The sequence below is a fragment of the Peptoniphilus sp. BV3C26 genome (assembly GCF_000478985.1).
In the GTDB taxonomy this organism is placed as follows: Bacteria; Bacillota; Clostridia; order Tissierellales; family Peptoniphilaceae; genus Peptoniphilus_B; species Peptoniphilus_B koenoeneniae.
Map to the genome: position 1 here is coordinate 48837 of NZ_AWXB01000060.1, position 25698 is coordinate 74534.

General features: G+C 34.3%; 25 protein-coding genes and 1 pseudogene. 1 reads left to right on the plus strand and 25 read right to left on the minus strand.

Translation table 11 applies throughout. From position 1 onward, the window contains the following. Positions 1–154 precede the first annotated feature (154 nt). The 21 genes and pseudogenes from HMPREF1253_RS07540 to HMPREF1253_RS07630 all read right to left on the minus strand — a co-directional run bounded on the left by HMPREF1253_RS07540 (position 155) and on the right by HMPREF1253_RS07630 (position 20215). Complete coding sequence (locus HMPREF1253_RS07540; RefSeq protein ID WP_023056134.1) at positions 155–3136, minus strand: type I restriction endonuclease subunit R; 2982 nt, start codon at positions 3134–3136, stop codon at positions 155–157. Then, positions 3136–4440, minus strand: coding sequence for a restriction endonuclease subunit S (locus HMPREF1253_RS07545; RefSeq protein ID WP_023056164.1), 1305 nt, complete (start codon positions 4438–4440; stop codon positions 3136–3138). Before HMPREF1253_RS07545 ends, HMPREF1253_RS07540 begins: the two co-directional genes overlap by 1 nt. Position 4441: 1 nt before the next feature. Further along, positions 4442–4870 (minus strand): hypothetical protein, encoded by a 429-nt coding sequence (locus HMPREF1253_RS10300; protein ID WP_023056136.1) that lies wholly within the window; start codon positions 4868–4870, stop codon positions 4442–4444. A 26-nt stretch (positions 4871–4896) separates the two neighbouring features. Next, complete coding sequence (locus tag HMPREF1253_RS07550) at positions 4897–6549, minus strand: class I SAM-dependent DNA methyltransferase (protein ID WP_023056178.1); 1653 nt, start codon at positions 6547–6549, stop codon at positions 4897–4899. Further along, positions 6549–6722, minus strand: a complete 174-nt coding sequence (locus HMPREF1253_RS10170; protein WP_023056192.1) for a DUF6364 family protein — start codon at positions 6720–6722, stop codon at positions 6549–6551. The genes HMPREF1253_RS07550 and HMPREF1253_RS10170 overlap by 1 nt, the downstream gene beginning before the upstream one ends. Before the next feature lie 190 nt (positions 6723–6912). Continuing rightward, positions 6913–7587 (minus strand): alpha/beta hydrolase, encoded by a 675-nt coding sequence (locus HMPREF1253_RS07555; RefSeq protein WP_023056137.1) that lies wholly within the window; start codon positions 7585–7587, stop codon positions 6913–6915. 98 nt (positions 7588–7685) lie between these two features. After that, a pseudogene (locus tag HMPREF1253_RS07560) lies at positions 7686–7976 on the minus strand (hypothetical protein); the annotation flags it as partial. 121 nt (positions 7977–8097) lie between these two features. After that, complete coding sequence (locus HMPREF1253_RS07565; RefSeq protein ID WP_023056201.1) at positions 8098–8718, minus strand: class I SAM-dependent methyltransferase; 621 nt, start codon at positions 8716–8718, stop codon at positions 8098–8100. 192 nt (positions 8719–8910) lie between these two features. After that, complete coding sequence (locus HMPREF1253_RS07570) at positions 8911–9936, minus strand: acyl-CoA thioester hydrolase/BAAT C-terminal domain-containing protein (protein WP_023056175.1); 1026 nt, start codon at positions 9934–9936, stop codon at positions 8911–8913. 99 nt (positions 9937–10035) lie between these two features. Further along, positions 10036–10899, minus strand: coding sequence for an MBL fold metallo-hydrolase (locus tag HMPREF1253_RS07575; RefSeq protein WP_036739816.1), 864 nt, complete (start codon positions 10897–10899; stop codon positions 10036–10038). A 266-nt stretch (positions 10900–11165) separates the two neighbouring features. Continuing rightward, positions 11166–11618, minus strand: a complete 453-nt coding sequence (locus HMPREF1253_RS07580; protein WP_023056196.1) for a GNAT family N-acetyltransferase — start codon at positions 11616–11618, stop codon at positions 11166–11168. Positions 11619–11631: 13 nt separating this feature from the next. Further along, complete coding sequence (locus HMPREF1253_RS07585; protein ID WP_023056191.1) at positions 11632–12123, minus strand: isoprenylcysteine carboxylmethyltransferase family protein; 492 nt, start codon at positions 12121–12123, stop codon at positions 11632–11634. An 11-nt stretch (positions 12124–12134) separates the two neighbouring features. After that, positions 12135–13073, minus strand: coding sequence for an alpha/beta hydrolase (locus HMPREF1253_RS07590; RefSeq protein WP_023056153.1), 939 nt, complete (start codon positions 13071–13073; stop codon positions 12135–12137). A gap of 61 nt (positions 13074–13134) precedes the next feature. Continuing rightward, the gene (locus tag HMPREF1253_RS07595) at positions 13135–13761 is read right to left on the minus strand and encodes an L-2-amino-thiazoline-4-carboxylic acid hydrolase (protein ID WP_023056150.1); all 627 of its coding nucleotides are present in this window, start codon (positions 13759–13761) and stop codon (positions 13135–13137) included. A 53-nt stretch (positions 13762–13814) separates the two neighbouring features. Then, positions 13815–14642, minus strand: a complete 828-nt coding sequence (locus HMPREF1253_RS07600; RefSeq protein WP_023056205.1) for a class I SAM-dependent methyltransferase — start codon at positions 14640–14642, stop codon at positions 13815–13817. Positions 14643–14671: 29 nt separating this feature from the next. Next, the gene (locus tag HMPREF1253_RS07605) at positions 14672–15307 is read right to left on the minus strand and encodes a DUF6796 family protein (RefSeq protein WP_023056180.1); all 636 of its coding nucleotides are present in this window, start codon (positions 15305–15307) and stop codon (positions 14672–14674) included. 207 nt (positions 15308–15514) lie between these two features. After that, the gene (locus tag HMPREF1253_RS07610) at positions 15515–16123 is read right to left on the minus strand and encodes a class I SAM-dependent methyltransferase (RefSeq protein ID WP_023056166.1); all 609 of its coding nucleotides are present in this window, start codon (positions 16121–16123) and stop codon (positions 15515–15517) included. A gap of 522 nt (positions 16124–16645) precedes the next feature. After that, the gene (locus HMPREF1253_RS07615) at positions 16646–16924 is read right to left on the minus strand and encodes a hypothetical protein (RefSeq protein ID WP_238318893.1); all 279 of its coding nucleotides are present in this window, start codon (positions 16922–16924) and stop codon (positions 16646–16648) included. Between the two features lie 65 nt (positions 16925–16989). Further along, positions 16990–19113 carry a DUF3160 domain-containing protein gene (locus tag HMPREF1253_RS07620; protein ID WP_162146347.1) on the minus strand — a complete coding sequence of 708 codons (2124 nt, stop codon included), beginning with the start codon at positions 19111–19113 and terminating at the stop codon, positions 16990–16992. A gap of 44 nt (positions 19114–19157) precedes the next feature. Further along, complete coding sequence (locus HMPREF1253_RS07625; protein WP_155803757.1) at positions 19158–19790, minus strand: hypothetical protein; 633 nt, start codon at positions 19788–19790, stop codon at positions 19158–19160. Positions 19791–19906: 116 nt separating this feature from the next. Next, positions 19907–20215, minus strand: a complete 309-nt coding sequence (locus tag HMPREF1253_RS07630) for a copper amine oxidase N-terminal domain-containing protein (RefSeq protein WP_081696614.1) — start codon at positions 20213–20215, stop codon at positions 19907–19909. A 137-nt stretch (positions 20216–20352) separates the two neighbouring features. Here HMPREF1253_RS07630 and HMPREF1253_RS10625 point away from each other — a divergent pair, with 137 nt between their 5' ends. Beyond that, complete coding sequence (locus HMPREF1253_RS10625; protein ID WP_023056208.1) at positions 20353–20481, plus strand: hypothetical protein; 129 nt, start codon at positions 20353–20355, stop codon at positions 20479–20481. 209 nt (positions 20482–20690) lie between these two features. Here HMPREF1253_RS10625 and HMPREF1253_RS07635 read toward each other — a convergent pair whose 3' ends face one another. From HMPREF1253_RS07635 to HMPREF1253_RS07650, 4 genes are all read right to left on the minus strand, one after another. Next, on the minus strand, positions 20691–21497 hold the full coding sequence (locus HMPREF1253_RS07635; protein WP_023056146.1) for a DUF4428 domain-containing protein: 807 nt from the start codon (positions 21495–21497) through the stop codon (positions 20691–20693). Positions 21498–21579: 82 nt separating this feature from the next. Then, complete coding sequence (locus HMPREF1253_RS07640) at positions 21580–22152, minus strand: hypothetical protein (protein ID WP_023056161.1); 573 nt, start codon at positions 22150–22152, stop codon at positions 21580–21582. Between the two features lie 170 nt (positions 22153–22322). Further along, a complete protein-coding gene (locus HMPREF1253_RS07645; protein ID WP_023056172.1) occupies positions 22323–23789 on the minus strand; it encodes a hypothetical protein in 1467 nt (488 codons plus the stop codon). A gap of 145 nt (positions 23790–23934) precedes the next feature. Continuing rightward, positions 23935–25698, minus strand: a 1764-nt coding sequence (locus HMPREF1253_RS07650; protein ID WP_023056179.1) for an InlB B-repeat-containing protein, incomplete at its 5' end; no start/stop codon positions are given.

Below are 25698 nucleotides of genomic sequence, written 5' to 3' on the forward strand. Positions count from 1 at the left end.
AGAATTGTTTTCTAAACCCTTATATATTTATAGCGTAAAATTTAAGGCAATTTTTGTATATCAGTCGGACCTATAGATTTCTGAAAAAACCTTGATTAATATTTGTGACATGAAACTTCATAAATCATGCAATAATATCCAGCATCTCTTATAATTAATTGGCGTTCTTTCTTAAGCTCTTATAAATCTCAGACATAAATATTCCAAGGACTTCCTTTTGTGCGTCTGGATGGTCTAATAGGTAACCAAAGAAGCCTTGATTTTGTCCCAAACCTTCAATTAAAGCATTCTCTACATTGGAAAAATAAGAAAACTTAAAGTCATTTTCAGAGTTGTTCTTTGCAGATGTTTTAAGTTCATCAGACTTCATCATAATATCTCTAATTTGCATAGCAGCTTTTGTTGCCACATCCACATCATACTTAGAACCAGTTTTTGCATTAATTTCAGCAATAATTTCTGAAAGGCGTTCTTTTTTTTCATCTCCTATATCAATAGGATCAGCTATAGGAAGTTTCACTATAGGGTTTGATGCCTGTTTTTCATCCTTATGGGTTTGGCCTTTAAGCTGTACAAAGTTATCAGCCTTTACCTTGTCTTTAATGTCCATCCCCATACTCTCTCCTGGCGTTAAAAGGTTTAGTAGATAAGAAATATAAATATAGTATTTATGAACATCCACATCTTCAAAACAAGACACCTGGATTAAATATTCATAAAATCTTTTGAAATTTTTTAACTTAGCAATAAATTCTTTTTGATCCTTTTCAGGATATCTATCAAGCTCAAGCTTTGCCTTTTTTATTTTAAGTTGTAGAGACGAAGCTTCCTTAGATGTTATATTTCCCTTCCTCTTCTTAAATACAATTTCGTTAACCTCGTCCACATAGATCGGATCTATAATATCGTAAGCTTCAATACTCGTAAGGAGATCTTTTATCTTATTTGCCGTTAAGTCGCTTGCTAAAAGAGTTGTTGTGTAATATGGAGCAAAAGCATTTTTAATATCCTCATAATCATTGGTAAAGTCTAAAACAAATACAGTTTTATTAAATGGTGGACACACCCTGTTAAGTCTTGATAGGGTCTGTACCGCATTTACACCCCTTAATCTCTTAATAATATACATGGCTGAAAGTTTCTTTTGGTCAAAACCTGTTTGGTATTTATTAGCCACAATCATAACATTATAGGCTTCCGAATCAAAAGCATCTGGCACCCTATCCTCGCTCATTTGATTCATTCCAACCTCTGTGTAGATCTTTTCATCACCATCTAAGCTTACCTTGCCTGAAAAGGCTACAAGGGCATGAATATTATCATAACCTTGACTATTAACATATTTTTCAAAAGCCTTGGCGTATTTTACTGCTGCAGCCCTTGAGGAAGTTACCACCATGGCTTTAGCTTGATTCTTTAAGTTATGCATAACATTGTTTTTAAAATGTTCAATAATAATTTGAACCCTTTGGCTAATGTTAGTGTCATGAAGTTCTACAAATCTTGCAATTTGTCTTTTCGCCTCAGAGGTTTTAAGTTCTGGGTCGTCCTTAATTTCTTTATTTATCCTATACATAGTCTTGTAGGTTGTGTAGTTTTGAAGGACATCTAATATAAAACCTTCTTCAATAGCTTGTTTCATTGAATATAGGTGAAAAGCTTCGTAATTTCCATTTTTATTAAGCCTACCAAACATTCTAAGGGTAGTTGCCTTTGGAGTTGCTGTGAAGGCAAACATAGAAACATTAGCTTGCTTACCAGACCTTTTAATTTGGTCTATGATAAAATCATCTTCATCTTCAAATTCATCGTCCTCAGAGCCTAAAGCTTGCGTTACCGCCTGCATATTTTTGCCAGCTGTAGAAGAGTGAGCTTCATCAATAATTACTGCAAAATTCTTATTTTTTAAATTTTTAAGTTCATCCACAATATATGGGAACTTTTGAATCGTTGTTGCAATAATCTTTGTGTTACCTTCAAGAGCCGCCTTTAAATCTTGGGAAGAACAAGAATTGTCCATAACCTTAATAAGACCCACAGCATGGTCTAAAGTCATTACAGCCTTTTGAAGTTGCCTATCCACTACCAGTCTATCCGTTACAATGATGGTAGTGTCATAAATAACCCTATTGTCTGAATCATGTAGGGATACAAGTCTATGAGCAAGCCAGGCAATAGAATTTGTCTTTCCAGATCCAGCTGAATGTTGAATCAAATAATTTTGGCTTGTCTTATTTACCTTAACATCTGCTAATAATTTTCTTATTAAATCCAATTGATGAAATCTTGGAAAGATGACCGTTTCTTTTATCTTGGTCTTGCCATCCTCATCCTCTTCCTCTTTTCTTTCAATGAAAATGAATTTATTGATTAAATCCAGAATAGAATCTTTCTTTAAAACCTCTTCCCACATATAGGAAACAGGAAGCCCATCTTTGTTTTCAGGGTTTCCCTTGCCTGTATAGATTCCCTCTCCTCTACCCTTATTAAAAGGCAAGAAAAAAGTCTTTGCCCAATCAAGTTTTGTAGTCATCATAACCACACTTGTATCCATGGCAAAACATACAAAACAACCTGCCTTCCATAGGAAGAGTCTGGACTTTGGATCTCTTTCTTCTGTGTATTGTTTAATAGCGTCCTCAATATTCTGACCGCTAAATTCACTTTTTAATTCAAAAGCAATAATAGCAAGGCCATTTAAGAAAATAATTAGGTCAACCCTCTCTTTTTCCTTGGGATAAACCTCCTGCATAACAGAAAAAATATTATTTTCATATTTTTCCACCAAGTCTTTGTTGTAGTCTGTGGCAGGCTTTGTATACATGAGAGTAATTTTCTTATTAGATATTTCAACCCCATTTTTAAGGACATCAATTAAGGAAGAACCCTTTTTAGTAATTTCTCCATTGATAAAATTGACTAAGGTTTCTCTTAAGTCGTTTTTATAGATGGCTTTTAGTTCCAGCATAGTGTCCTCTTGAGTCTTGTATAGAAATTCAAAAAGAAGGTCAATGTCCATGGCATAAGCCCTATTAAAGGAGGTGTTTTTTCTCTCTATAAATCCATTTTCTTTCACTAAGTGATTTACAAAATCTCTTTGATATTCAAACTTTTCATCATATACAGACTTGAGCATTATAGGACCTCCTTTTTACCAGTTACATACTCATAAATAAGTGACTTTTTATATTCTTCCAAGACTTCTAATTGTTTTTGTTTAGCTGTTATAGCTTCATCAATTGATTTTGTTTTTTTGTCTAAGTAATCTACAATTTTATTTTGTTCATTTATACTGGCACATGGAATTGGCAAACCCATCAGACTTGATGTTGATAATTCCATGAAAGTAGTTCCATTACCCAAAAAATTTAAAACTTCATTCTTGGTAAGTAAATAATAAAACAGTAGTTTATAATTAAGTTTTTCCCTGTTACAAACTATACTTTTAATACCTTGATTTGTGCACAATTCAGTTTTAGCAATCGCAACCGTTCCTATAGGTGCTCTTGTTGATAAAAGAATGGTGTTTATTGGCACCATGTTTGTTCCACATGAGTGATATCCTTCTTTAGTTATTTTCTTTAGTGAATCTGTAATAATTTTATTGTCAAACAAATCTTTAGGGGTTATCCACTTAATGTCTCCATCCCAATAATTTATTTTCCCTGTATTAGGGGTAGAACCGTTTAATATTGTAGCTAGATACTTAACTTTAAAAATCTCCCAATGCTTCGGTATCTCTCCAATCCACTCAATCCCAGAATCCTTCATTTTTACATTTTTATCCAAACCTTTTGTTACAGCCTCGGTGATAAGGGATTTTTTGTAGTCTTCTAAGGTTTGAATTTCCTTCACTATTGTAGATTTTATATTTTCAATTTGTTCAGTTTTTTTGTTTAAATAGTTGGAGATTTTCACTTGTTCGCTTAAGCTAGGTTGTAATATTTTGAAATTTGACACGTTTATAGCAGAAAGATTTGCCGCACAAGATCCTGTTGTTAGATTTAAAACCTCCATAACCTTAATATCTGACTGCATTATATAATTTAAAAAATCCGCATCTATATTTATAGGCCTAATAAGCATGAGAGATGACGCAATGGTACCTTTTTCTAAACTTTTATTTATTGAGCAATTTCCCACACTTCCTCTAAGACAAAATACAATATCATTAATTTGTATCTTAGCTCCATTTAAAACATTTAACCTTTCATTAGTGATGAATTTGCTGATGCTTTTATCAATATCTAAATAATATCCGTGAATATTATTTGATGTTAGAAAATAAACACCTTCATCCACCAAATCGTTTCCACTAGGATAATTCTTTCCTCTATCTCCATTATGGAAACTTGCTAATTGTTTTAACTTTGTAACTTCCCACTCCTCAGGTATCTCACCAATCCACTCAATGCCAGAGTCTTTCATTTTTCTTGTCATACTAGTCCTCCTCAAAAAGTTCTTTTACTTTTTGATTTACTAAGTCTTCTAATTCTAAAAACTCTTTGGCAAGTTCTTCTGATGGTCTTGGAGCTTGGTACTTATAAAAATACCTTGTAAATGGTATTTCAGCTCCTGTTTTAATCTTTGGTGTTTTAAGATTTAGGTCTTCTTCAAAGAGGGCTTTAGCATCAGGTATATGGGGTAGCACTTCTCTTTTCATATACTCATCAATATCTTCTCTTATGTTTACAATTTCTGTGTCTTTGGTAGATGTGTCATAAACAACATTACCTTTTTTATCTCTTTCAATTGCTGCTTCTTTATCCATAAGAGATAGACCGTCAAGGACTTTGTTAAATAGGGCCTTTGTAAGGGGAATATCTTTTAAGAGCTTTTCAACAAGGGGTTCAAAGTCATCTTTTGACATATATTTTTTGTCTGAAATGTTATTTTTTAAGATTTCAAAGATTTTTTCATAGTATGCTTTATTTTCTTGGTATTTTTTAAGTTTGTTTTTTCTGGTTTTTTAAGTTTTTCTCCAATCTCTTCTTTATCTAATAATTCAGCATGTTTTGCTGGGTCATAGAAAGTGTTAAGAGCTCCTGATCCTTCAAGCTTTTCAATTCTTTCTTCGTTAATGGCATAGGACCTTTGCATTGGCTGCATTACAGTATATTCTTTATAGATAAATTCTTCATTTGGATAAATTTGACAAAGGTCATTTTCTTTAAAGTTTGCATAAAGCTCTGTTATTTTTTTTCGGTCCTCTCCTGTAAATTCTCTTCTCTTATTACCTAAAGATTTTCTTAAGGGATGATAAATTTCACTTGCGTCAATTAATTGGATCTTGCCTTTTCTTTCTTCTCTCTTGTTTTTAGATAGAATCCAGATGTAACTAGCAATGCCAGTGTTGTAGAAGAGGTCTGTTGGCATAGCGATTATTGCTTCTATTAAATCATTTTCTAAAAGCCATCTTCTTATTTGGCTTTCTCCTGAAGCTGTTCCTCCATTAAAAAGTGGCGAACCATTTGTAATAATAGCAGCTCTTCCTAATTTATCTTCCATTTTGTTAACTGCTGATTGCATAAAGAGAAGTTGTGAATCTCCTCCTGCTGGAAGTCCCGCTGGCCATCTTGACCTTTCACCTTTAGCATATTCTTCCATTACAGCCGCCTCTTGCCCTGCTTTAGCATCAGCACCTTTCCAAGGTGTTCCAAAGGGTGGGTTTTCTAATAAGAACCTCATCTTTGTATCTCTAAAGCAATCTTCTTTTAAGGTGTCAGCATGTCTAAAGTTGGTTGCATCTTGGTCTTTAATTAGCATTTCTGCAAGGCCTACGGCGTAAGATTGGCCCATAAATTCTTGACCGAATAGTCTTATATCAGCAGTTTCATTTAGGCCCTTAATGTGGCTGTATGCCGTTGTTAACATACCCCCTGTTCCGCAAGCTTGATCCAAAATAGTTATGACCTTGCCTTCGTCATAAACATCATCGCAGCCTTCTGCTGTTAAGATGGAAACCATAACACGAATAATATCTCTACCGGTGTAAAATTGTCCAGCGTCTACATTTTGGTAAAATCTGCCAATTAAGTTTTCAAAGATATAGCCCATTTTTATGGAATCGAAGCTATGTTCATATAGATCTAATTCAGAAAAAGCTTTAACTACATTAAAAAGACAATTTTCTTTATTCATCTTATCAATGTGACTATCTATATTTAGTTCGTTTAGGATGTCTCTTACATTTGAAGAGAAACCTTCTAAGTAAGCTTTGAAATTAAAAGCAAGGTTATCTGGTTCGTTACAAAGTTCTTTAAGATTGTAATACGAAGTGTTATAAAATTGTTTCCCAGAAACTCTATACATGGCTCTTACAGGATAGTTTTTATCTTTTTCATATGTAGCAACTACCTTATTTTTTGTAGGCTCAAGGACGCATTCAAACCTTCTTATAATAGTCATTGGAATGATAACATCCCCATACTTATCAGGCATATATGCACCTCTAAGTTTATTAGCAATGCCCCATATAAAGTTGGCTTCGTTTGTAATATCTACTGAAGCATCTTCCAATATTTCCTTAGAGAGTAAATTTTCCTTCACTATTTGTCCTCCTCAATTATTTTCTTTCTATCATTGTTTTTTAATTCATTCCAAATCCAATCTTCTATTGCTCCAGAAACTGATGTATGTTTTTCTTTTGCATATTCTTTTATTTTTTCATGAGATTTTTGGGTGAGGGAAATTGTCACTTTCTTTTTGTTTTCTTTTTCCATGTTTGCACCTCTAAATAATATTTATTTTATACATACTTGTTATGTATAATTATACACCTAGTCTTTTAAATAATGTTAGCTTTCATATCCTAAGCTTTTCTTATTTTTTAAGAGGACTTTTGGAAATAAAAACCCCAGAGCTTAATCTGAGGTTTTTTGTTACAATTTACTTTTTATTTTCTTTTCTTAACTAGTGTTTTAGTAGTTCAATAATTTCATCTTGTGCAACTCTTCCTTCTCTAAAAAATCTCAATAAGGGATAGCAGTGGCACATTCCTTTGCCCACAATAATTTCATATGGGACCTGATATTTTTCCATTGCTTTTTTAAATTCGTCCGCAAAGGCATAGAGGCATTCATTTTCGCCGTAATAAAAATATGTTTTCGGGAAGTCGGTAAAATCTCCTACTGTTCCGTCAAGCATATACTCAGGCAGGTCTTTATCACCTTTTGCAATTTCTCTTGCCGTTTTAAAATATGTAGGTTCAATCATTATGTCTTTGTGGTTAAGGGCATTCATTTTTTCCCAAATCTCTTTATTTTCTTTGAGAGTTACATCGGGAATCCCTCCTGGTGAAACTGAAATAATTTTGCCGGCCATTGGAAGTGGTCTAGCTAAGGCATTATTATGTAGAAAAATTCCAAGAGCCAGGCAGGCTCCTGATGAAAATCCGAGGACACTTATGTTTTTTGCCTTATAAGTTTCAGTCATAAACCTATAGGTTTCAAATGATACTTCATAGGTCTTATCTATCTTTACATCTTCCGAGCAAAGGGGATAGAATAAAAACCAGACGTCTTTACCTGTTTGTTCCATTATTCTCTCTGATAGAGAAAAGTCTAACCTATCGGGTCCTGTTATCATTCCTCCGCCGAAGAAATAGAGGACCGCTCCCTCTGCAGGACTCTTATTTTTTTGATAAGAGATAAGCCTGTAACCCATAAGATCTCTGTCAATAAGAAGGAAAAATACCATTTGACAGAATAAAGAGATTGGCGCATCATTTCCTGAATGGTTTCTGGTGGAATTTTTTTCTCACTTGCTATATAAGGAGCAATAAAAGCAAGGGCGAACATCTCATTGTATGCCATAGGATTGTCCTTGCCTATATCATCTGCTTCTTCTATTAATTTTCGATAAATTATTTTGCTCTTTTTAATAATTTCTGATGCATATGCTTTATCATACTTCTCTATAAGAACTTTTTTCATTGAACCTTTAAATAATAAGAAATAAAAACCTTTATATTTCATCTTGCATACCCCCATCAATTTTCTAAAATTTTTTATTTTAATTTAAATATAAAAAAGACGATAGTTTTCTATCGCCTTTGTAAATATTTTGATTAAATTTTTTTCCGCAAGATAAAATATGTTAAGATACTTTTTTCGCAATCAGAACACCAATTGGTGCAAGACCTCCATAGGCTAATTTTATTTCAACTACTGAAAATCCATATTCATGGGTAAAATCCTTAAATTGCTTTTTATCCCATTCTTGGTACATCTTAAATCCAAAAATAGACATAAGAGTCTTTATAATATTTCTTTGTTTTCCCTCTTTCCATAGAAAGGTAGGCGCAAACAAAGTCCCATTAGGTTTTAAGACCCTATGTATTTCTTTCATTACCTTATCTGGCTTAGGCATAATATGAAGTGCATTAGCAATTAACACACAATCAAATTTTTCATCCGCAAAAGATAGTGACCTTGCATCGGCTACTTCAAACGTGAGGTTTTCATATTTTCCATGCTTTTTCGCTTCCATAATCATTTGCTCGGAAAAATCTGTGCCAATCCAACTTTTAGTGTACTTTGAAAGACTAAAGGAAAATTGCCCTGATCCGCATGCAAGTTCGAGAACATCCATGTCTTTATTTAAATGAGGACGAATATATTCGCAAACTTTATCATAAGCTCCTTTATCTTTTTTCATAAAAGGAGCATACAGCTTCGCAAATCTATCCCAAAATTTTTTATTGCTTTTATCATTCACTTTCACCACTCCCTCTAAATAAACTACTTTACCGATATTTATATAACCTTTATTATTCATCTGCTCTTGATAATATTATACCAAATATATTGTTGATATTAGTTATTAACATTTTATCCCCTTTCCATTTTTTGCACTAAAAAAGACGATAGATTTTAATTTTCTACCGTCCTTAGATTTTCATATAATTTTCTATTTATGACTTTCTTTTAAGAAAGCATCAATAGTTTTTCTTGATTCATTTCTTGCTTCTTCATTGCCTTCACTTGATCCACCTGTTGCAATTCTAGCTTTTACTAAATTTATAATACCATTGCCTGCAAATATATGGCCTGCTCCTTTATAAGAATAGATCTTTGCATTAGGGTTTTGTTCCTTTATTTTATTTGCCATGGCCAGGCTATCCCACATCAAATCATCCTCACCCACAATCATTAATATATTTGCCTTAACATCTTTTATTGGTATTAGTTTTTCTTGCCTATATGAGTCTTTTTCTATTGCACTGTTATAAGTTTCTTTAAAGCTAATAGGACTTTTAATAAGGGCTGGTCCAATAATATTTTTTAAAAATGACTTAAATGATGATTTTTTAATATCGATATATGGAAGCTCCTTTCCTTTATATGTCCATGATGAACCATAATCTTTAAAATCTAGACCGGCAAAATTATAAGATGATGGGGCGTATAAAATCAAATTATCTATTTCAGGATATTTACTAGCCAAATTAAGGGCATATTCTGCACCTTTTGACGCTCCCAAAACACTTATGGGTTTATTGTCTTTTATATTTTTATTTATATAACTTATAAGGTCTTCAAATTGTTCTAAAGGGATTTTTGTCAGAGTTTGTTCTTGGTTCTTCATGCCAAACATAAATAAGGCAAAAGTTTCATAACCCTCTTCTGCCAATCTTTTAGCAGTTTCAAAATTTGGACCTCCATCAGAACCTCCAAAACAAATTACAAGGCCCTTATGTGATTTTTCCTTAGGCACAAATCTAAATCCTTGCATCCTACCCTCATCTACATAAGTTACATCAACTCCATCAATGTCTGTAGGATATAGACTTATGTCAGTAACATCCTTATAATATTCAGGAAATTTCAAAGCATTGTTATCTTTATACTTATGGTCATTATATATTCTAAGAATAAAAACTAAAACTACTAAAATAATAGCAATTGAAAAAATTCTAAAAAATATTTTCTTCATTTTATCTCCTTCCTTTAAAATAAAAAAGACTACAGAATTATTATTTTCTATCGTCTGAAGTTTTTAGCTTAGTCGTTTGTTTTCCGTAAGCATATCTATTTAACACTTTTCTATTAAAACATTTCTTGCCTTCTCTTCTGTATCGTCTTTTTCATCATAACCATCATAGGGTGCTTTGGGGTCATGGACTTTGGGTTTCCTTTTTAACCCATCGCAGATCTCATCTGTATGTGCAAAAGCAAAATCTATATCATCAGTCCAACCTGTATGACCTGTTATAATTTTTAACTTTAAATTTCTCTTTCTAAGTGTTTCCTCTAACTTTTTAAGTGATTTACATTGTAATTTCTTATCTTCTGCAAGAATGTTCAAAAATGCGTAGCCACCATCTGCTCCAAACCAAATCGTATCTCCTGTAAATAAATATGCATCATCAATCAGATAGACAAGATGTCCCCAAGTATGCCCTGGTACAAGAAATGCTTCTATCTTAATATTCCCTATATAGAAAACCTGCCCATCATCAACTAATATTTTTTTATTTTCTATGTGAACTTGTGGCAGTTTAACTAATCCACCAAATACTTTACGTTTTTTACGACCTTCTAAATATTCATTTTCGATTTTTCCAATATATATAGTGGATTGGCTAAACAATCCATCACTGCCTTTTTCAATAGCTCCCACATGGTCTGTGTCTTGGTGAGTAATTAAAATTTCCTGAATATCTTTCGGATCTATATCAAGCCACTTCATTTTTTCTGCTAATCTATCATAATTATAACCTGCATCTATCATAATCCTATGACCGTCTTTTTTGTAGAAATAAATATTAGCGACATATTCTCTAATACAACTTACTCTCTCATCAATATGCCCTGTATTTAATGGTTTAAATAATTCTTTTCCCCGAAACAGAAAAGACATGACTTTTTCTTGCATTTTAGATTCTATTTTTGACATAAATCCTTGCCACACACTCTTTTCCTAAAAATTGCATTTTATTGATACTCATCCTTGTATTCTTCATTTTCTTATCTCTTTTTATTTCACGTTCACATTATTAAATTGGATACTCTAAGCAGCACATCAAATATTTGTTTTTTGAGTTTTAAACTTTATTAAAAGTCTTGGACTCCTTGTATTTACATAACTATTTGCCTCTATCACTATTGTGACGCGAAATCCATAAGTTGGCACCTATCTTTAAAATAGGTGAATTAATATTTTTAGAATTTATGGTAGAAGCAAGCGGAATCTTCCAAATCCCAAGCACCTTCTTTTACATAAAAATTATAGGCTCGCGAATTTTTTAAAGTAGTAAAAAATGCACCACTTATACCTCTTTGCTTCAATTGTTTTATACTCGTTTGGTAAAGTTCTTTTGCTAAACCAGTCCCTCTATATTTTTCAGAAACAAAAAACTCATCAATGTAAAATGTTGATTCAGTAGAATATCTTCTTATGTGACCAATTATTGCACCAATTATTTTATTTCTATCAACAATCACATTGCCAAAAAATTTAGGGAAACCTAAAATATCGCTTAAGGATTCCAAGGCTGTTTCTTCTGTCCACTTATTATTCCAAGGTGGAGCATTATAGACAGCTACCATTAACTTTGCTAATTCTTCTAAATCTGATCTTAAAATTTTTCGAATTTCTATATTAATCACTTCCATATCAATCACTTCCTTATTTTTTTCTATGCCATGGTATTACTCTGTTTACTTCTTTTAAATATTCTTCATATTCTTTGCCAAATTCATTTTTTAACCATTTTTCTTCTGTGTTTTTCATTAATATTGTTAAGAAAGCCCAAAAGACAAAGGGAAGTATTAATAAAATATAGTTTGCTGTAAATAAAAGTAGGCCTGTGAATATAAATATAAATGCTGAATAAACAGGATTTCTTACTAGGGCGTACACTCCCTTTGTTATCAATTTATTTTCTTTAACTTTTTTATTTATCTTCTGAACCATAACTGCTTGTATCCATAAATATATGCCTAAAAGGATTAAGACTATGCCCCCTATAATAAAAACTATTTTCCCTTCTTTTAATTCTCCTTGATATAAATATCCTTTAAGATGAAGGCATATTCCTAGTATTGTAAGAATTAAACAAGTAATGACATATACAGGTCCAACTCCAAAAACTGGCATTTTAAATTCTTTGTATTTCATTTTGTACCCGACTAGTGTTTTAGTAGTTCGATAATTTCATCCTGCGCCTCTCTACCCTCTCTAAAAAATCTCAATAAGGGATAGCAGTGGCTCATTCCTTTGCCCACAATAATTTCATATGGGATTTGATATTTTTCCATTGCTTTTTTAAATTCGTCCGCAAAGGCATAGAGGCATTCGTTTTCTCCGTAATAAAAATATGTTTTCGGGAAGTCGGTAAAATCTCCTACAGTTCCGTCTAACATATATTCAGGCAGGTCTTTATCCCCTTTTGTAATTTCTCTTGCCGTTTTAAAATATGTAGGTTCAATCATTATGTCTTTGTGGTTAAGGGCATTCATTTTTTCCCAAATCTCTTTATTTTCTTTGAGAGTTACATCGGGAATCCCTCCTGGTGAAACTGAAATAATTTTTCCGGCCATTGGAAGTGGTCTATCTAAGGCATTATTATGTAGAAAAATTCCAAGAGCCAGGCAGGCTCCTGATGAAAATCCGAGGACACTTATGTTTTTCGCCTTATAACTTTCGGTCATCAGCCTATAGGTTTCAAATGATACTTCATATGTCTTATCTATCTTTACATCTTCCGAGCAAAGGGGATAAAATAAAAACCAGACGTCTTTACCTGTTTGTTCCATTATTCTCTCTGATAGAGAAAAGTCTAACCTATCGGGTCCTGTAATCATTCCTCCGCCGAAGAAATGTAGGACTGCTCCTTCTGCAGAGTCCTCATTCTTTTGATAGGATATAAGCCTGTAACCCATAAGGTCTCTATCTATGAGATGATATTTTTTTCTCTCGGCTCTCTTTCTTGCCTTATCTAAATCAAATACATGCTTTGCATTTTGTCCCTTTGCATACTCGAGAATCTCTTCCTTGTTCTTTAAAAACATTTTTTTGACGCCTGCAAGTCTTACTATTGTCGATGCAATTTTATATGTAACGCTCATTTCACACCTCCATTAATAATCATTTATAAGTTTTTACCAATACTTATTCTATAACTGGGCTTCATTCTCTATCGCCTGTAATAAAATAATCACAACAATCTGCTCCATTTGCTATAGTATCTTTTCTGTGAAGTATACCATGCTCAAGACTTATCATAAGCTCATCAAGTTCGCAGAGTAGTGGCATTAATTCATCTACTCCCAGCTTCTTTGTGTAAGCACAAATGGGGCAACGAGTAATTCTATAATAACAAGCACCCTCATAGGGTTGTCCCTCAAAATCAATTTTAAATGACGTAGGATAGAGCTTTTCTTTTTCCTCTGTATACCACTTGTAATACTTAAGAATAATTTTCTTATTGGCCTCTTTCCCCCTCTTAGTATTGAGATTAACCAAGGAAAAATACCATTTGACAGAATAAAGAGATTGGCGCATCATTTCCTGAATGGTTTCTGGCGGAATCTTTTTCTCACTTGCTATATATGGAGCAATAAAGGCAAGGGCGAACATCTCATTGTATGCCATGGGATTGTCCTTGCCTATATCATCTGCTTCTTCTATTAATTTTCGATAAATTATTTTGCTCTTTTTAATAATTTCTGAAGCATATGCTTTATCATACTTCTCTATAAGAACTTTTTTCATTGAACCTTTAAATAATAAGAAATAAAAACCTTTGTATTTCATCTTACATACCCCATCAATTTTCTAAAATTTTTTATTTTAATTTAAATACAAGTTTATTTTCTTCCAATTAAAAGAGTTGAGCCATGAAGCCCTAACAATAGAGATTCTTTGTGATCCATAAAAAGACCCCCTGTTGTATCAATTAATTGCACATCTTCGTAGCCGTCTTTTTTCAGCTTTTCAATGAATTTATTCATATCTCCATATCTTGACTTGCTCATCAAATCATGAATAACAAAAACTCCACCTTTTTTAAGTACACGAAATGTTTCCAGTAAAAGTTTTTGTTTGTTTTGCCCTGAAATATTGTGATAAACATAGTTGCTTGTCACCGCATCAAAACTTTGGTCTTCAAAGGGAAGATTCACTGCATTCCCTTCTTCAAATCTCACATTTTCTATTTCCTCTAATTTTGCATTATTTTCACAGAGCGCTTTAGAGAATTCTCTTTTATATGAACCTTTCCATATGTCACAGCCCACCATGGTTGCTTTTGGATTTTTCTTTGCACAAGCTATGGTAAGTGCACCGCTGCCACATCCTACATCTAAACCCAGGCCACCATCTGGGATCTTTACATAGTCGGCAGTCCCCTCTATTATAACTTTGGCAAGCTTTCTTTTTCCATTGAAATCAAAAGCCCTATGTAGTACTCTCATCCAGATTGCAAAGAAAGTAAGTTTCAGCGTAGCATATCCGAAAATAAGGGCACAGATGAGACGAGCTCTTCCGATAAATACAAGATTACTGATACCGAAGGCTATAAATAGAATAAAAGCTGCAAGACTTGCAAATATTAATTTCTTTAGCAAGCTTTCAGGAACCCAGTTTTTGTAGTCAGGTTTTATTTTCTTGTCATCAATAAAATTTTCTTGTTTCATAAATTTTCTCCTGTAAATAATTCATTTTATTAATTCATATTAGTATAGTGCATTAATAAGGTTAGGTAGTAAATAAAATATATTATGTTAAACCAGCCTCCGCGAATGATCATATGTAGTCCCTTTGGCAATCTCTCAGCAAGAGGAGTAAAAATTATAAGAAATATAGGTGTAAATAGGGCTTGCCATCTTGGAAATACTGTGTATCCAAATAAAATAATCAATGCTATTGCTATGTTTGCTAAAGCCATAATAGAAAAAACTATTTTTGCTTGGAGTTTTAAAAATTTTAAAAATTCATCAAAAGCTCCTTTGTTTTCGTGCCTTGATAAAAGACCTAAGTAGGCACATTGAATGTGATAAGTGCCCCCTAATATCATGCCAAAAATATTTATTAAAAATACAAACCAAGCAAGATTTAAATACTCTTCTTGTATGCTCAAAACAATATGATAAAATCCAATACAATATATAAAGGCACATATTGGACCTAAAAGACCACCAATATATAATCTTTTTATGCTGACACTTTTCATTATGCCAATAATACTATTTATAGTATCCTTGCCATCATAATCCTTTGGATCATAATATAGGGTCATGTCTCCCAAAAACATCAAAAATGAACCCAAAAGACCTATCAATATACTCTTGTATAAAGTCACAATTGAACACCTCTTTTTATTTAGATGATATTAGTTCTCGCTTTAATTATAACATCAATTTTTGATAAATGTTTTTGCTTTTGTTTTATTATTTATCTAACATAGTTCTGTCCATATTTTTACAGCAAAACTTTTTTCATAGGATGCTTAAATAGATTGAAATAAAAGCTGTGATATTTCATATTTTATCCATTACCTTTCTCTTATCTATTTTCTTGCAATGAATACGACTTGTTTTTTTCTATCTAAATAATACTCAAATTTAAAGCCTAATTTTTCAAGCATCTTTGATAAGTCGTCTGGTGTGTATACTTCCATATCTATAATATTAGATATTTTTCTTACATCTCTTCTTTCCTTAGATGATGCTTCATTACATATTAAAAACTGTCCGCCTTTTTTCAGCACACGATAAATTTCTTTAAAGCATTCTTCTATGTCATTCCAAAAATAAATAGTTTCAAAAGCTGTGACAATATCCATAGATTCATCTTTAAAAGGAAGGCTCTTCACATCTCCCACTGAGATTTGGCATCTTCCAGCCTTTATTGCTTCTTTATTTATCTCACTTGCCATTTTTATACTTGCTTCTGAGTGATCAAGGCCGTAAACTTTTTTTGCTTTAGTTAAAAAATATTCTATGTTGGCTCCACCGCCGCATCCTAAATCTAAAACAGTATATTCTTTTTCAATTTTTATGTAAGACCTTCCCCACTTTGCTAATTTTTCATGGCCCTTATTCATGCTCTTTAAAATAAATCTGCCGCCAAAATTGTCTTTTGGATTTTTAAAATTTTCTAAAAAACTCTTAAACATTTACTCCTCCAACTGAAACTAATTCTCATCTACATTATATCATGTTTCATTTTTTAATTTATCGTTTTTAGGACAAAAGAACATTTTTTAAAAATTATAAGCCACCTATCATAAATAAATTAACTTGTATCATTTTCACATATTATTGCCTATCAAGTGCCATGATTGTAGCAATAACCCATCAATCTTTTCTTTGGATTTCTAATATGAATCTTCCCACAAATTATTTTTAACATAAAAATATGGATTTTAATACTTCTTGATCTTATTTTAACATCTATGTTTTACTACAACTTTTTGATCTGGTGCTTTTTCTAAATGTAGTGGTGTATTTTTACCTACTATTTTCTAAACAAAAAAACCCTCCTTACTTTTACCAAGTAAAGAGGGTATTTTTAATCTTAAAGAGTTTTAATTAGTTTTTGTTTTATTTATAGGTTGAATTTATTTAACAAGGAAGCTGCGAAAGATCTTTATTAAATCCGGTTCTTATTATGTTAGAAAGTGTCTTTTGTGAAATTTTTACTTTTGGATCAAGGTGCCTTTATCCACGTCTTCTGTCAAATCCAATAGGATCCATGCACTTGTTCCAGCTTGAACCTTGTGCTTGCCCATATTGGCTTCAAGCATTGTTTCAAATGTTGAACTGCTACTGCATTCAATAACATCTAAAATTGTCGTTGTGACATTCTTGCCCTTTGTAGTAACTGTAACCGTATCGCCTTTTTCAAATTCACCGGTTATGATTTGAGAGGTAGCCACGAGTCTGTTCTTTAATGCTTTTGCTCGTTTCAACCCCACTTTTGTCGCCTTGGGTGCAATGGAAAAGTAATTATCTGCTTTAGCTACATTGGCATAATCTCTCCTTAGTAATGAAAGACTGTGTCGGCTTTATATATTTCTGTCCAACTTGGTTGTTTCAATGGATTTTTAGCATCAGGAGCGTAAAGTGAGTCGTATATTTTATTTTGGAAATCTTCGTCAGTCATTCTTTCGTCGGATAAAAATTCGTAGTAGGCATACACTGGACCTGTTCCCATTATGAGCTTGTCTCCTATTTGATATACGACAAATATCTCTTGCGCCATTCCTGAGCCGACTTCCAAATATTTACTTGGTTCGATGCCCACAGTATTTTCTACGGTCACCATAAGATCTGCGACAGTTGCCATATTTCTATCAGACTGTTCTTCTATTTCTGCAAAATATTTTGCCTTTTCATCGACGAATTTTATAAATATATTTTCCATTTCTCCGCCAATATAGAATAGTCTTTCTTGGTCTTTTGCGTCCACGATTTCATTCTTAAGTTCAGATACGCTGACCTTTCTTAAAAATTCCACCATTTCTATAAAATTATTCATATTCTTTTCGTTGGCTTCTGTGAGAAGTTCTCTATCTTTTAAATTTTCCTTCATGTAGTTCATCGCCCAGATCATTCTATCATAGAGATGTACTCGCGGTTCCACATATGACTGAGGAATTTCCTTTTCCTCTCCGCCGCCACCCATCTCTGCTGCAGCTTGTTTACCGTAGAGAATGGTATCGTGCTTTAGTTGTGCCCAGGAGCCAAGTTGTGTATTTAGATCTTTAAATGCCCAGGCTTTTGACTTCATAAATTCTGGGAAACTTTCTGGTATTTCTTCTTCGTAGGATTTTAACATCCAAAGCCATGAACGGTAGATGTTCTTTCTTCCTTCAGTTTCGTCATCGAGCACCTTTGCCATTTCCTTAGTTTCTTTGTACCTGTTTTCAAATTCATCCCATTTTTTATTCTGTTCATTAGATAGTACCATTTCTTCTGCAACTTTACTTTCCATGACACCCATGATATCTAAACCAGAATATATCGGTCTTTTAGAAGGTCTGATGGTATCTAACAAGTTTTGTGCCCACACATTGTCAAGCACAGCCCTTTGTGGCATAAATCTAAATGAAGTATCTTCGTAGTACTGTATCTTTGGTTTTGGAAGCTCTTCCAAAGTCTTGTGCACTTTTTTTAGATTCTTTTCGTTTGCAAGTTCATCTAGATCTGTATCTTTATCGAAGTGGTTGAAGTAGACTTGACCCATTAGGTATGGATCCACATCTTCAGAATTTTCTACAAGGAAGTTCACAGAATCATTGACATCTTCCCACTTTCTGAAAGATTCTTCATCACCTATTAGATTCTTCGCCATCATAAGTCCTTGGATAATATTTTCGTCGATTGGTTTTCCCTCATCGTCGTAGAAGATCATCGCTTCTTGTGAGAATAGCATGGCACCTCGGAAATATTTTTTAAGTTCTTCTGAACGGGTGTAGTGTCCACGAGGTTTAAATTGTGAATAGTCCACCGCTTTTGCCACCAAGTTGGAGTCCGCCTTTGACATGGCTTCGATATTTTTATATTCTTTTTCTACCAAGTCCATAACTTCCTCCGGAAGTGGTTCGCTGTATTCACCGCCAAAAAGTTTCAAAGCTAGTAGGAAGTAGGCAGTGTTCTTCTTTGCAAGTTCCTTAATCGCAGGATCCCTTGCATCATTATAGTCTTCTAGGGATCTCTTCGCCATGGCATCACTTACTTCTATAAGTCTTGGTAGGAATTTTTCTACTTCAAGTTCACGAAGAAGTCCGTCGTAGGAAACGTGGAAGAGATGAAGCAAGCTGTCAGCAGTTACAAAGTTAGGTAAAAATCCATATTCATTTCCTTCGTAAGCTTCAAAAGGTTGCTCATAGGCTCTGCTACCATCTACAAAAAACTTATTTTCAACTAGGGCTTTTGTTTGCTCGTCGTTGAATTTGAAATACTCATTTATGTAGTCGTTAACATTAGAGATATTTGAAAGATCTTCAGCTACACTATATTTCGGCACAGCCGCCTCGACACTCGTCTCTTCAAACTTAGGGAATATTACTTCCCTCTTTAAATCTGCAATTGGATTTGTAAATGGAACTTTTTCTTTTGCATCATTTCCATCTGCACCCTTTGGACCACATGATATCAGCATAATCGCTGCAAGCCCAATGACAAAACATTTCTTCAAATTGTTTTTCATTTTAAAATTATCTCCTCTCCATTAATTTTTAAATCGAAAATTCTATCTTTGTAAATAATCTTTCCATCATCTGAAAACTTAGGTTTTTCTTCAAGAGTTTCACTGACATAGTCCCTATCCAAATGAAAATTCTTGTAGTGGTACGCCGCTATGAAGTAGGTGTTATCCTTTATTTCTATGGAAACTACTTCATCTCTCCCATCCTCGTCAATGTCATAGAGAATAAAATCATCCATGGGAAGTGCAAGCCGCGATGCACGAAACTTCGGCTTTAGCTTTCCATCTACAATATTGTAGAGAAATACTCTCTTCGCCATGACCTTATGATGTGGAGATTTCTTATAAACACCGAGGGCAAGCTCCTTTTCTCCATCGCCTTCCACATCTCCTGCTTCAAATTTCCAAATATTTAGAGGGTTCTTGCCTTTAAAATCCTTTAGATACAATTCTCCATTCCTTTCAATTTCAATGCGATTTGAATAGGAAGAAAATATCTTTCTATATAGGACTACCTTCACCTCACCAGACTTGGTCTTTATATCTTTCTCTTCAGTTTTAATGTGTATATTAGAAATTCCAAATACAATTAGCAAAATAAATAAAGCTATAAGGATAAGTTTCTTTTTCAAATCCATCTCCCCTCATTATTATTTTACTATATTATTAAATAAAAGTGACATATGATTTTAAATAAACGAATAAATTGCAAACAAAAACATAGATTGCTCTGTGCCTTTATAAATTTTTATTTAGTTTTCTTTTGTGAAAATAACTTAGCCGTAAATGTTTCCTTGTCAAACTCCACCTTATACCCTAGTGCCTCAGCAATATTTCTAAGTGGGATATACGTAGTAGAAGTCTCTCCATGAATCTTAGCGGCAATATTCATATCCACAACCTTTCCATTGACCCACATCGCCTTTTTATCTACCGGCACCAATATGTGGGACTTACCATGTTCAATTCCAATCATTCTCAAATGGTCATACCAGATCACCTTGGCGCCGATTCTCTCGGTGAAATCGTCTAAGGCAACCGAAGTGCTATCATCGATAGTATTCTATTTCTTTTCATTAATACCTCCGTTTAGAATAGATTACCAATTCATCCTCCATATGCCAAATTTTTGCGATTTTTCTTTATATTTGAAGCTTTTATTAATACAATTATCATATACAGAAAGGAGCAGGCATGAACGTAAATTTAAATGAACTAAAAAATATATTAAACGAAGTTGAAGTTTACCTATCTGAAAAAGAACGAAGATTATATGATAGGTTAAAAGCTGATATGGTTTTGAAACTGGAAGATGAAAAATGAAAAATAGGAATTGATAAAAGTAGCTGTAAAAATGAAAAATAATGTGTAAGATGTTGATGTTTAAGCTGTTCTCGAGGAGAAAAATTGCTTTAAATTGTTGTTCCCGGAGATATTCTTTTCCTGACTAGCATTAAAAAACTTACTTAGCTTATTTGTTTAAACTAAGTAAGTTTTTTTCGTTTCAATCTCAAAACTCAAAGAGTTCGGATTTATAACCAATCCGTTGTGGATTCGAAGGCTGGTTCCTTTTTCTGACCGGTGAGCAGCTCCACTACTTTGTTTCCAACATTGACCATTTTGTCGAATTGCTCTATGTTAAAATCAGTCATTGTAGTCGAGCCCTTTGGACCATATCCGCCTGGTGAACTTGACAGGGCGAAATTGGAACGATGGAGAAAGTCATTGCCATTTAGTTGTTTCTCTCTCCAAACGTAAAATCCGGTTGCCTTTTCTAAAATTGACGGTGTCTTATAGCCGTCCGCATCATCCCCGCCATCTATGGCAAGCTGATGCAGTCTGAATTCAATCTCATTTATATAGGGATTATTCAATCTCACAGAGAGCAGAAAATGATATTTGTATGAGTAATGTGGCGGATTGTATGGCTTTTTCTCTCCGTCTATATTCTTTTTAATTTCCTTCTTGTTCTCCTCAACGGTTAGCGTAGCGTCTACTATCTCATCAAGTGAAAAGACATCTGCATCTTCTTTCTTCGTTCCGCTTTCGATTAAAACGAATTTTCCTTGGTCGTGATTGATTAAAAGCAGGTCCTTTCCATCTAGTTGAACGCTATCGTCCGCTTGGAATATAGCGACTTCTTCCCTCGTCGATTCGCGCCATGCGATGTGGTCGCGTATCTCTTTTTCAGTATGAACCTTGTTTTCGTGATCAAAGAATGGGGAAAGCTTCTTTTGGCAGTTACCACAGACGAAGTCATCGTTCTCAAGCTTTAGCCTCGAGAGAAGCCCTGCCTTTTCACCGCATATTACACATATTTTTTTACTGAAAAGTCCCATGTCTGCTACCTCCTTAAAACATTTCTATTTTTGACGATTCATCTTAGACAAAATAAAGGCGACTAAGATAATTGTTGACTGTCTATTTATTGATTTTGTACTCTATAGAGTTCAGCATGTCGCTTACGCCATCTTTGTCGATAAGCCCGACAACAGTAATGTATACAGGAGTCCCGTCCACAACGCCGTAATATTCGTTTGCATCAGCTCCATTTCTTGTTAAATCGAATTTGACATAATCCACCTCTCCAAGTTTCACGCTCGTCTTGTTGTCAAATGTGCCTAGAACACCTGCTGCCTTTTCCTCACTTGCCTTTGCGTCAAGATCGGCATTAAGTTTGTCCATGGTGTAATTCGCTGTTCCTTCCTTATATCCCTTGAGAGTAAAGCCCACCAAAGAATTGATCGCCCCGTCCGGATCAACTGCGTCAATTTGTATATACTCGGTGTTGTTATCATCCTGCTTGTCCTTTGGGAAAATCATGATCTGTTCATAACCTTCCTGTGGCTTTGCCACATAGCCATCTGTAGGGGTTACGCTGATTACCTTGTTCGTGGATTGAACAGCAGTGCTCTTTTCCTTGCTTCCACAGGCTGTCATACCCATGGATAATATCAAGCACATAGCAATGGTCAATAATATCTTCTTTTTCATTTTAATCGTTCTACCTCCTTAAATTTTTATATCTGTATTAACTTTTCCGCAGGATCTATGTTTTTACTTTGTTGTGGCTACTGAGACTAACCACTGAAATTCGGCTGATAGGCATCGTCGACTGCCTTTGTAAGCTCTTGAGCAAAGCCGAACTGATCGCCCTGTATTAATCAACCCTTGCCCATTATGGACATGATTCTCTCAAACATCATTGGTGAATAGGTTTCTTTGTTAAATAAACTATTCCAATCGAGGATCTCTTCTCCATCTTTTACTTCATCTGGTAGAATCAAACTGCCGTCCTTTAGACTGATTGAAGGGGAGAACTCGAAAGAATCATCTCTATACCTGATGGTGATCTTGCCATTTGGAGCGATGTCACTTATATTTTGCATGACAAATGTGATGCCACTACTAGAAATGTCGTCTAGGTATAGATTTTCAACCTCTTTTAATTTTCCATCCTTAGAAAGTTCCAATTCCTTTAGAGAGACTGAAGCATTTTTGTACTTAGGAATTACTAGGTAACATTCCTCTCCATTTAGGTATTGTCTGTCGCCGACTTCGCCATCTTTCATTGAAATGACCATGTTTGGATCTTCGTAATTAGAAAAAATACTTGTCCAAGCACATAGCTTTGCAAGAGGTTCTTTCAAGGTATTCTCATCGTAACAAGAGCCGAGATAGATTACAAATGCCTTGCACTTTTCGTTATTTAGATCTATGCCGAGCCTTCTCGCCATTCTTAGATATTCATCTGAAATCTCACTTTTATCGAATCTATCTATCTTTAGTTTTAGAAGTGCTGGCAGCTGTCCCGTGTCCACGTTTAAAGATTGAGTAAAGGCAAGTGTAGGTGTGCCCACTTCGTCTATAAAAATTTGGCGATTTTTGTAATCGTAATTATCCCATAGATCGTTTAGAATCTTTCCGGTGAAATTGGAAGGATTATAGACGTAGGAAGAATCAGTTACATCTCTATAGTAGAGTTTCGTATCCATGGATTGTTCCTCACTCACACTATTTTCAATCACCCCGAGGATCTCTTCCTTCTCTATGCCTATGCTCTTCATAATCTCTTCGTCATTTATAAATTTTCCATCTGGAAGAGAGAAGTTAAACACTTTGTAACTTGGAAACTCGCTCTCCCAAATATTTGAAACTTCGACCATGACACTTAGCACATGCTCATCTTGATAAACGGAAAAAGAGGAGTAAATTCCAATATCGCAACCTACCATATCCTTTTTATAAGTAGTATATAGATCCTTTATATCTTTTACCAAGCCATCAATCTCATCGTTTGCCGCTTTGGCGTCCTTTGAATCCAAAAGAATCCTAGGCACATGGATGCCAAAATCATCCCTCTTTGCAAAATCTATGTATTTTTCATCTACAAAGTCCTTCCAAACTTCTCTGTCCTCAACGTAGGAAGACATTGAACCGATCACCGCTCCGTCAACAGGCTTTAAATTTTCCTTAACTTTAGAAGTCTCCTTAGAATTTTCCACCGCAGAATTTGCATTTGTATTTGTATTTTTATTTTCTAGCTTCGGCGAACTGTTACCATTTTTGCAACCAGCAAGGAGAGCCATCGCCACCATAAAAATAATTAAAAATTTAAAATTTCTTTTCATAATATCCCTCACATTTCCGCTTAACTATGTTATAGTATAGACTTAAAATCTACGCTTAAACTTTGTCCAAGCTTATGTAAATAAAAACGGTCTATATGACTAAACCGTTTTTACTTTTCTTATTTAGTCTTAAAGGGTGAATCTTTTATTTTACTATGATTGATCTGTAGATTGTTACCATCTTAGATTTGCTATTCCAGATTATATCCTTGCCGTCACGAAGTCCAAGTGCTCTTGCAATATTTGCAATTGTAAGCATGGTTCTGTTATTTTTGATTTCTGGTTTTACATCGCTTGTGTAGACTGTGCCATTTAAGATTATCTTATTTGTGTCTACTGGGATTTCTACTCTTGTGCTGCTATTTCTTAGCACTACTGTTTTAGTGCTTCTATTCCATTCTACGTCAAATCCTAAGGCTTCTGCTACAGATCTTAATGGTAACATGGTTCTGCCATCTCTTATATATGGTGCCACGTCCATCTTAATCTTTGAATCTACTCCGTTTATTTCTCTATCGATTGTACTTATTCCAATTGTAAGTTCTATTTTCCAGTCCATTTCCATTTTGGTTACTTTATTTTCTTCTTTTGGTTTAGGTGCTTCATAGTTGTAGTACCATCCTGGATATACTATCCATGGATAAGGTGTATATGGAGTAGGTGGAACAGGTGGAGTCGGAGGAACACTTCCTATATCTTTCCATACTGCTTTGATAATTTTATCTCCATTTAATACTATGTTATCGCCAACATTCTTTTCTGTTCCATCTACTTGCCATGCTTTGAATTCTTTGCCTGCTGGTGGTGTAAACGTGCAGGCTGGTAGGGTGAATGATTCGCCTTTATTCTTAGTTACATCTGCCATTGTTCCATTTCCACCGTTTTTGTCGAAAGTTATTGTAACTGGTGTGCCTATTGGTGGAGTTCCTACTGCTTTAAATTTAACAACGACTGTTTTATCTCCGTCCATTGTAACGTTTAAAACATTGCTCATAACTCCTGTCTCTGTGTCGTTAACTGTTACTTCGTCTAATTCATAGCCAGGATCTGGGGCAAATGTTAAAGTAACTGTTTCACCTGCATTTTTTGTTTCATTTGTTGGGCTTACACTTCCGTGTCCGCCATTTACACTTGCTGTTAATGTATATTGTGTTGGTGGTGGTGTTTTCTTTGTCCACTTAGCATAAAGCCTTATATTTGCATTTACTGCTTGTGAGAAATCAAATTTAGTTGTGCATTCAGCTTCTTTATACCAACCAACAAAATCGTAGTTAGCATCTGTTGGATCAGCTGGTGCTGTTGCTACTGTTCCTTTGTTTACAGTTATTGGGCTTGGTGCTGTGCCATGACCGTTTGCATCAAATGTTATTGTAACTGTTTCTACTGCTGGTGGTGTTTTCTTTGTCCACTTAGCGTAAAGCCTTATATTTTCATTTACTGCTTGAGGGAAATCAAATTTGTTTGTGCATCCAGCTTCTTTATACCAACCACCGAAATCATTTTCTGTATCTGTTGGGTCTGCTGGTGCTGTTGCTACTGTTCCTTTGTTTACAGTTATTGGTGATGGTGCTGTGCCGTGACCGTTTGCATCAAATGTTATTGTAACTGTTTCTACTACTGGTGGTGTTTTTGCTGTCCACTTAGCAAATAGTGTTATATCTCCATTAACAGGTTTTGTAAAATCAAATTTGTTTGTGCATCCAGCTTCTGTGTACCAACCACCGAAGTCATTTTCTGTATCTGTTGGGTCAGTTGGTGCTGTTGCTACTGTTCCTTTGTTTACAGTTATTGGGCTTGGTGCTGTGCCGTGACCATTTTCGTTAAATGTTATTGTTACTGTTTCTGTTGGTGGTGTTTTTGCTGTCCACTTAGCATAAAGTGTTATACTAGCATTTACTGCTTGTGTAAA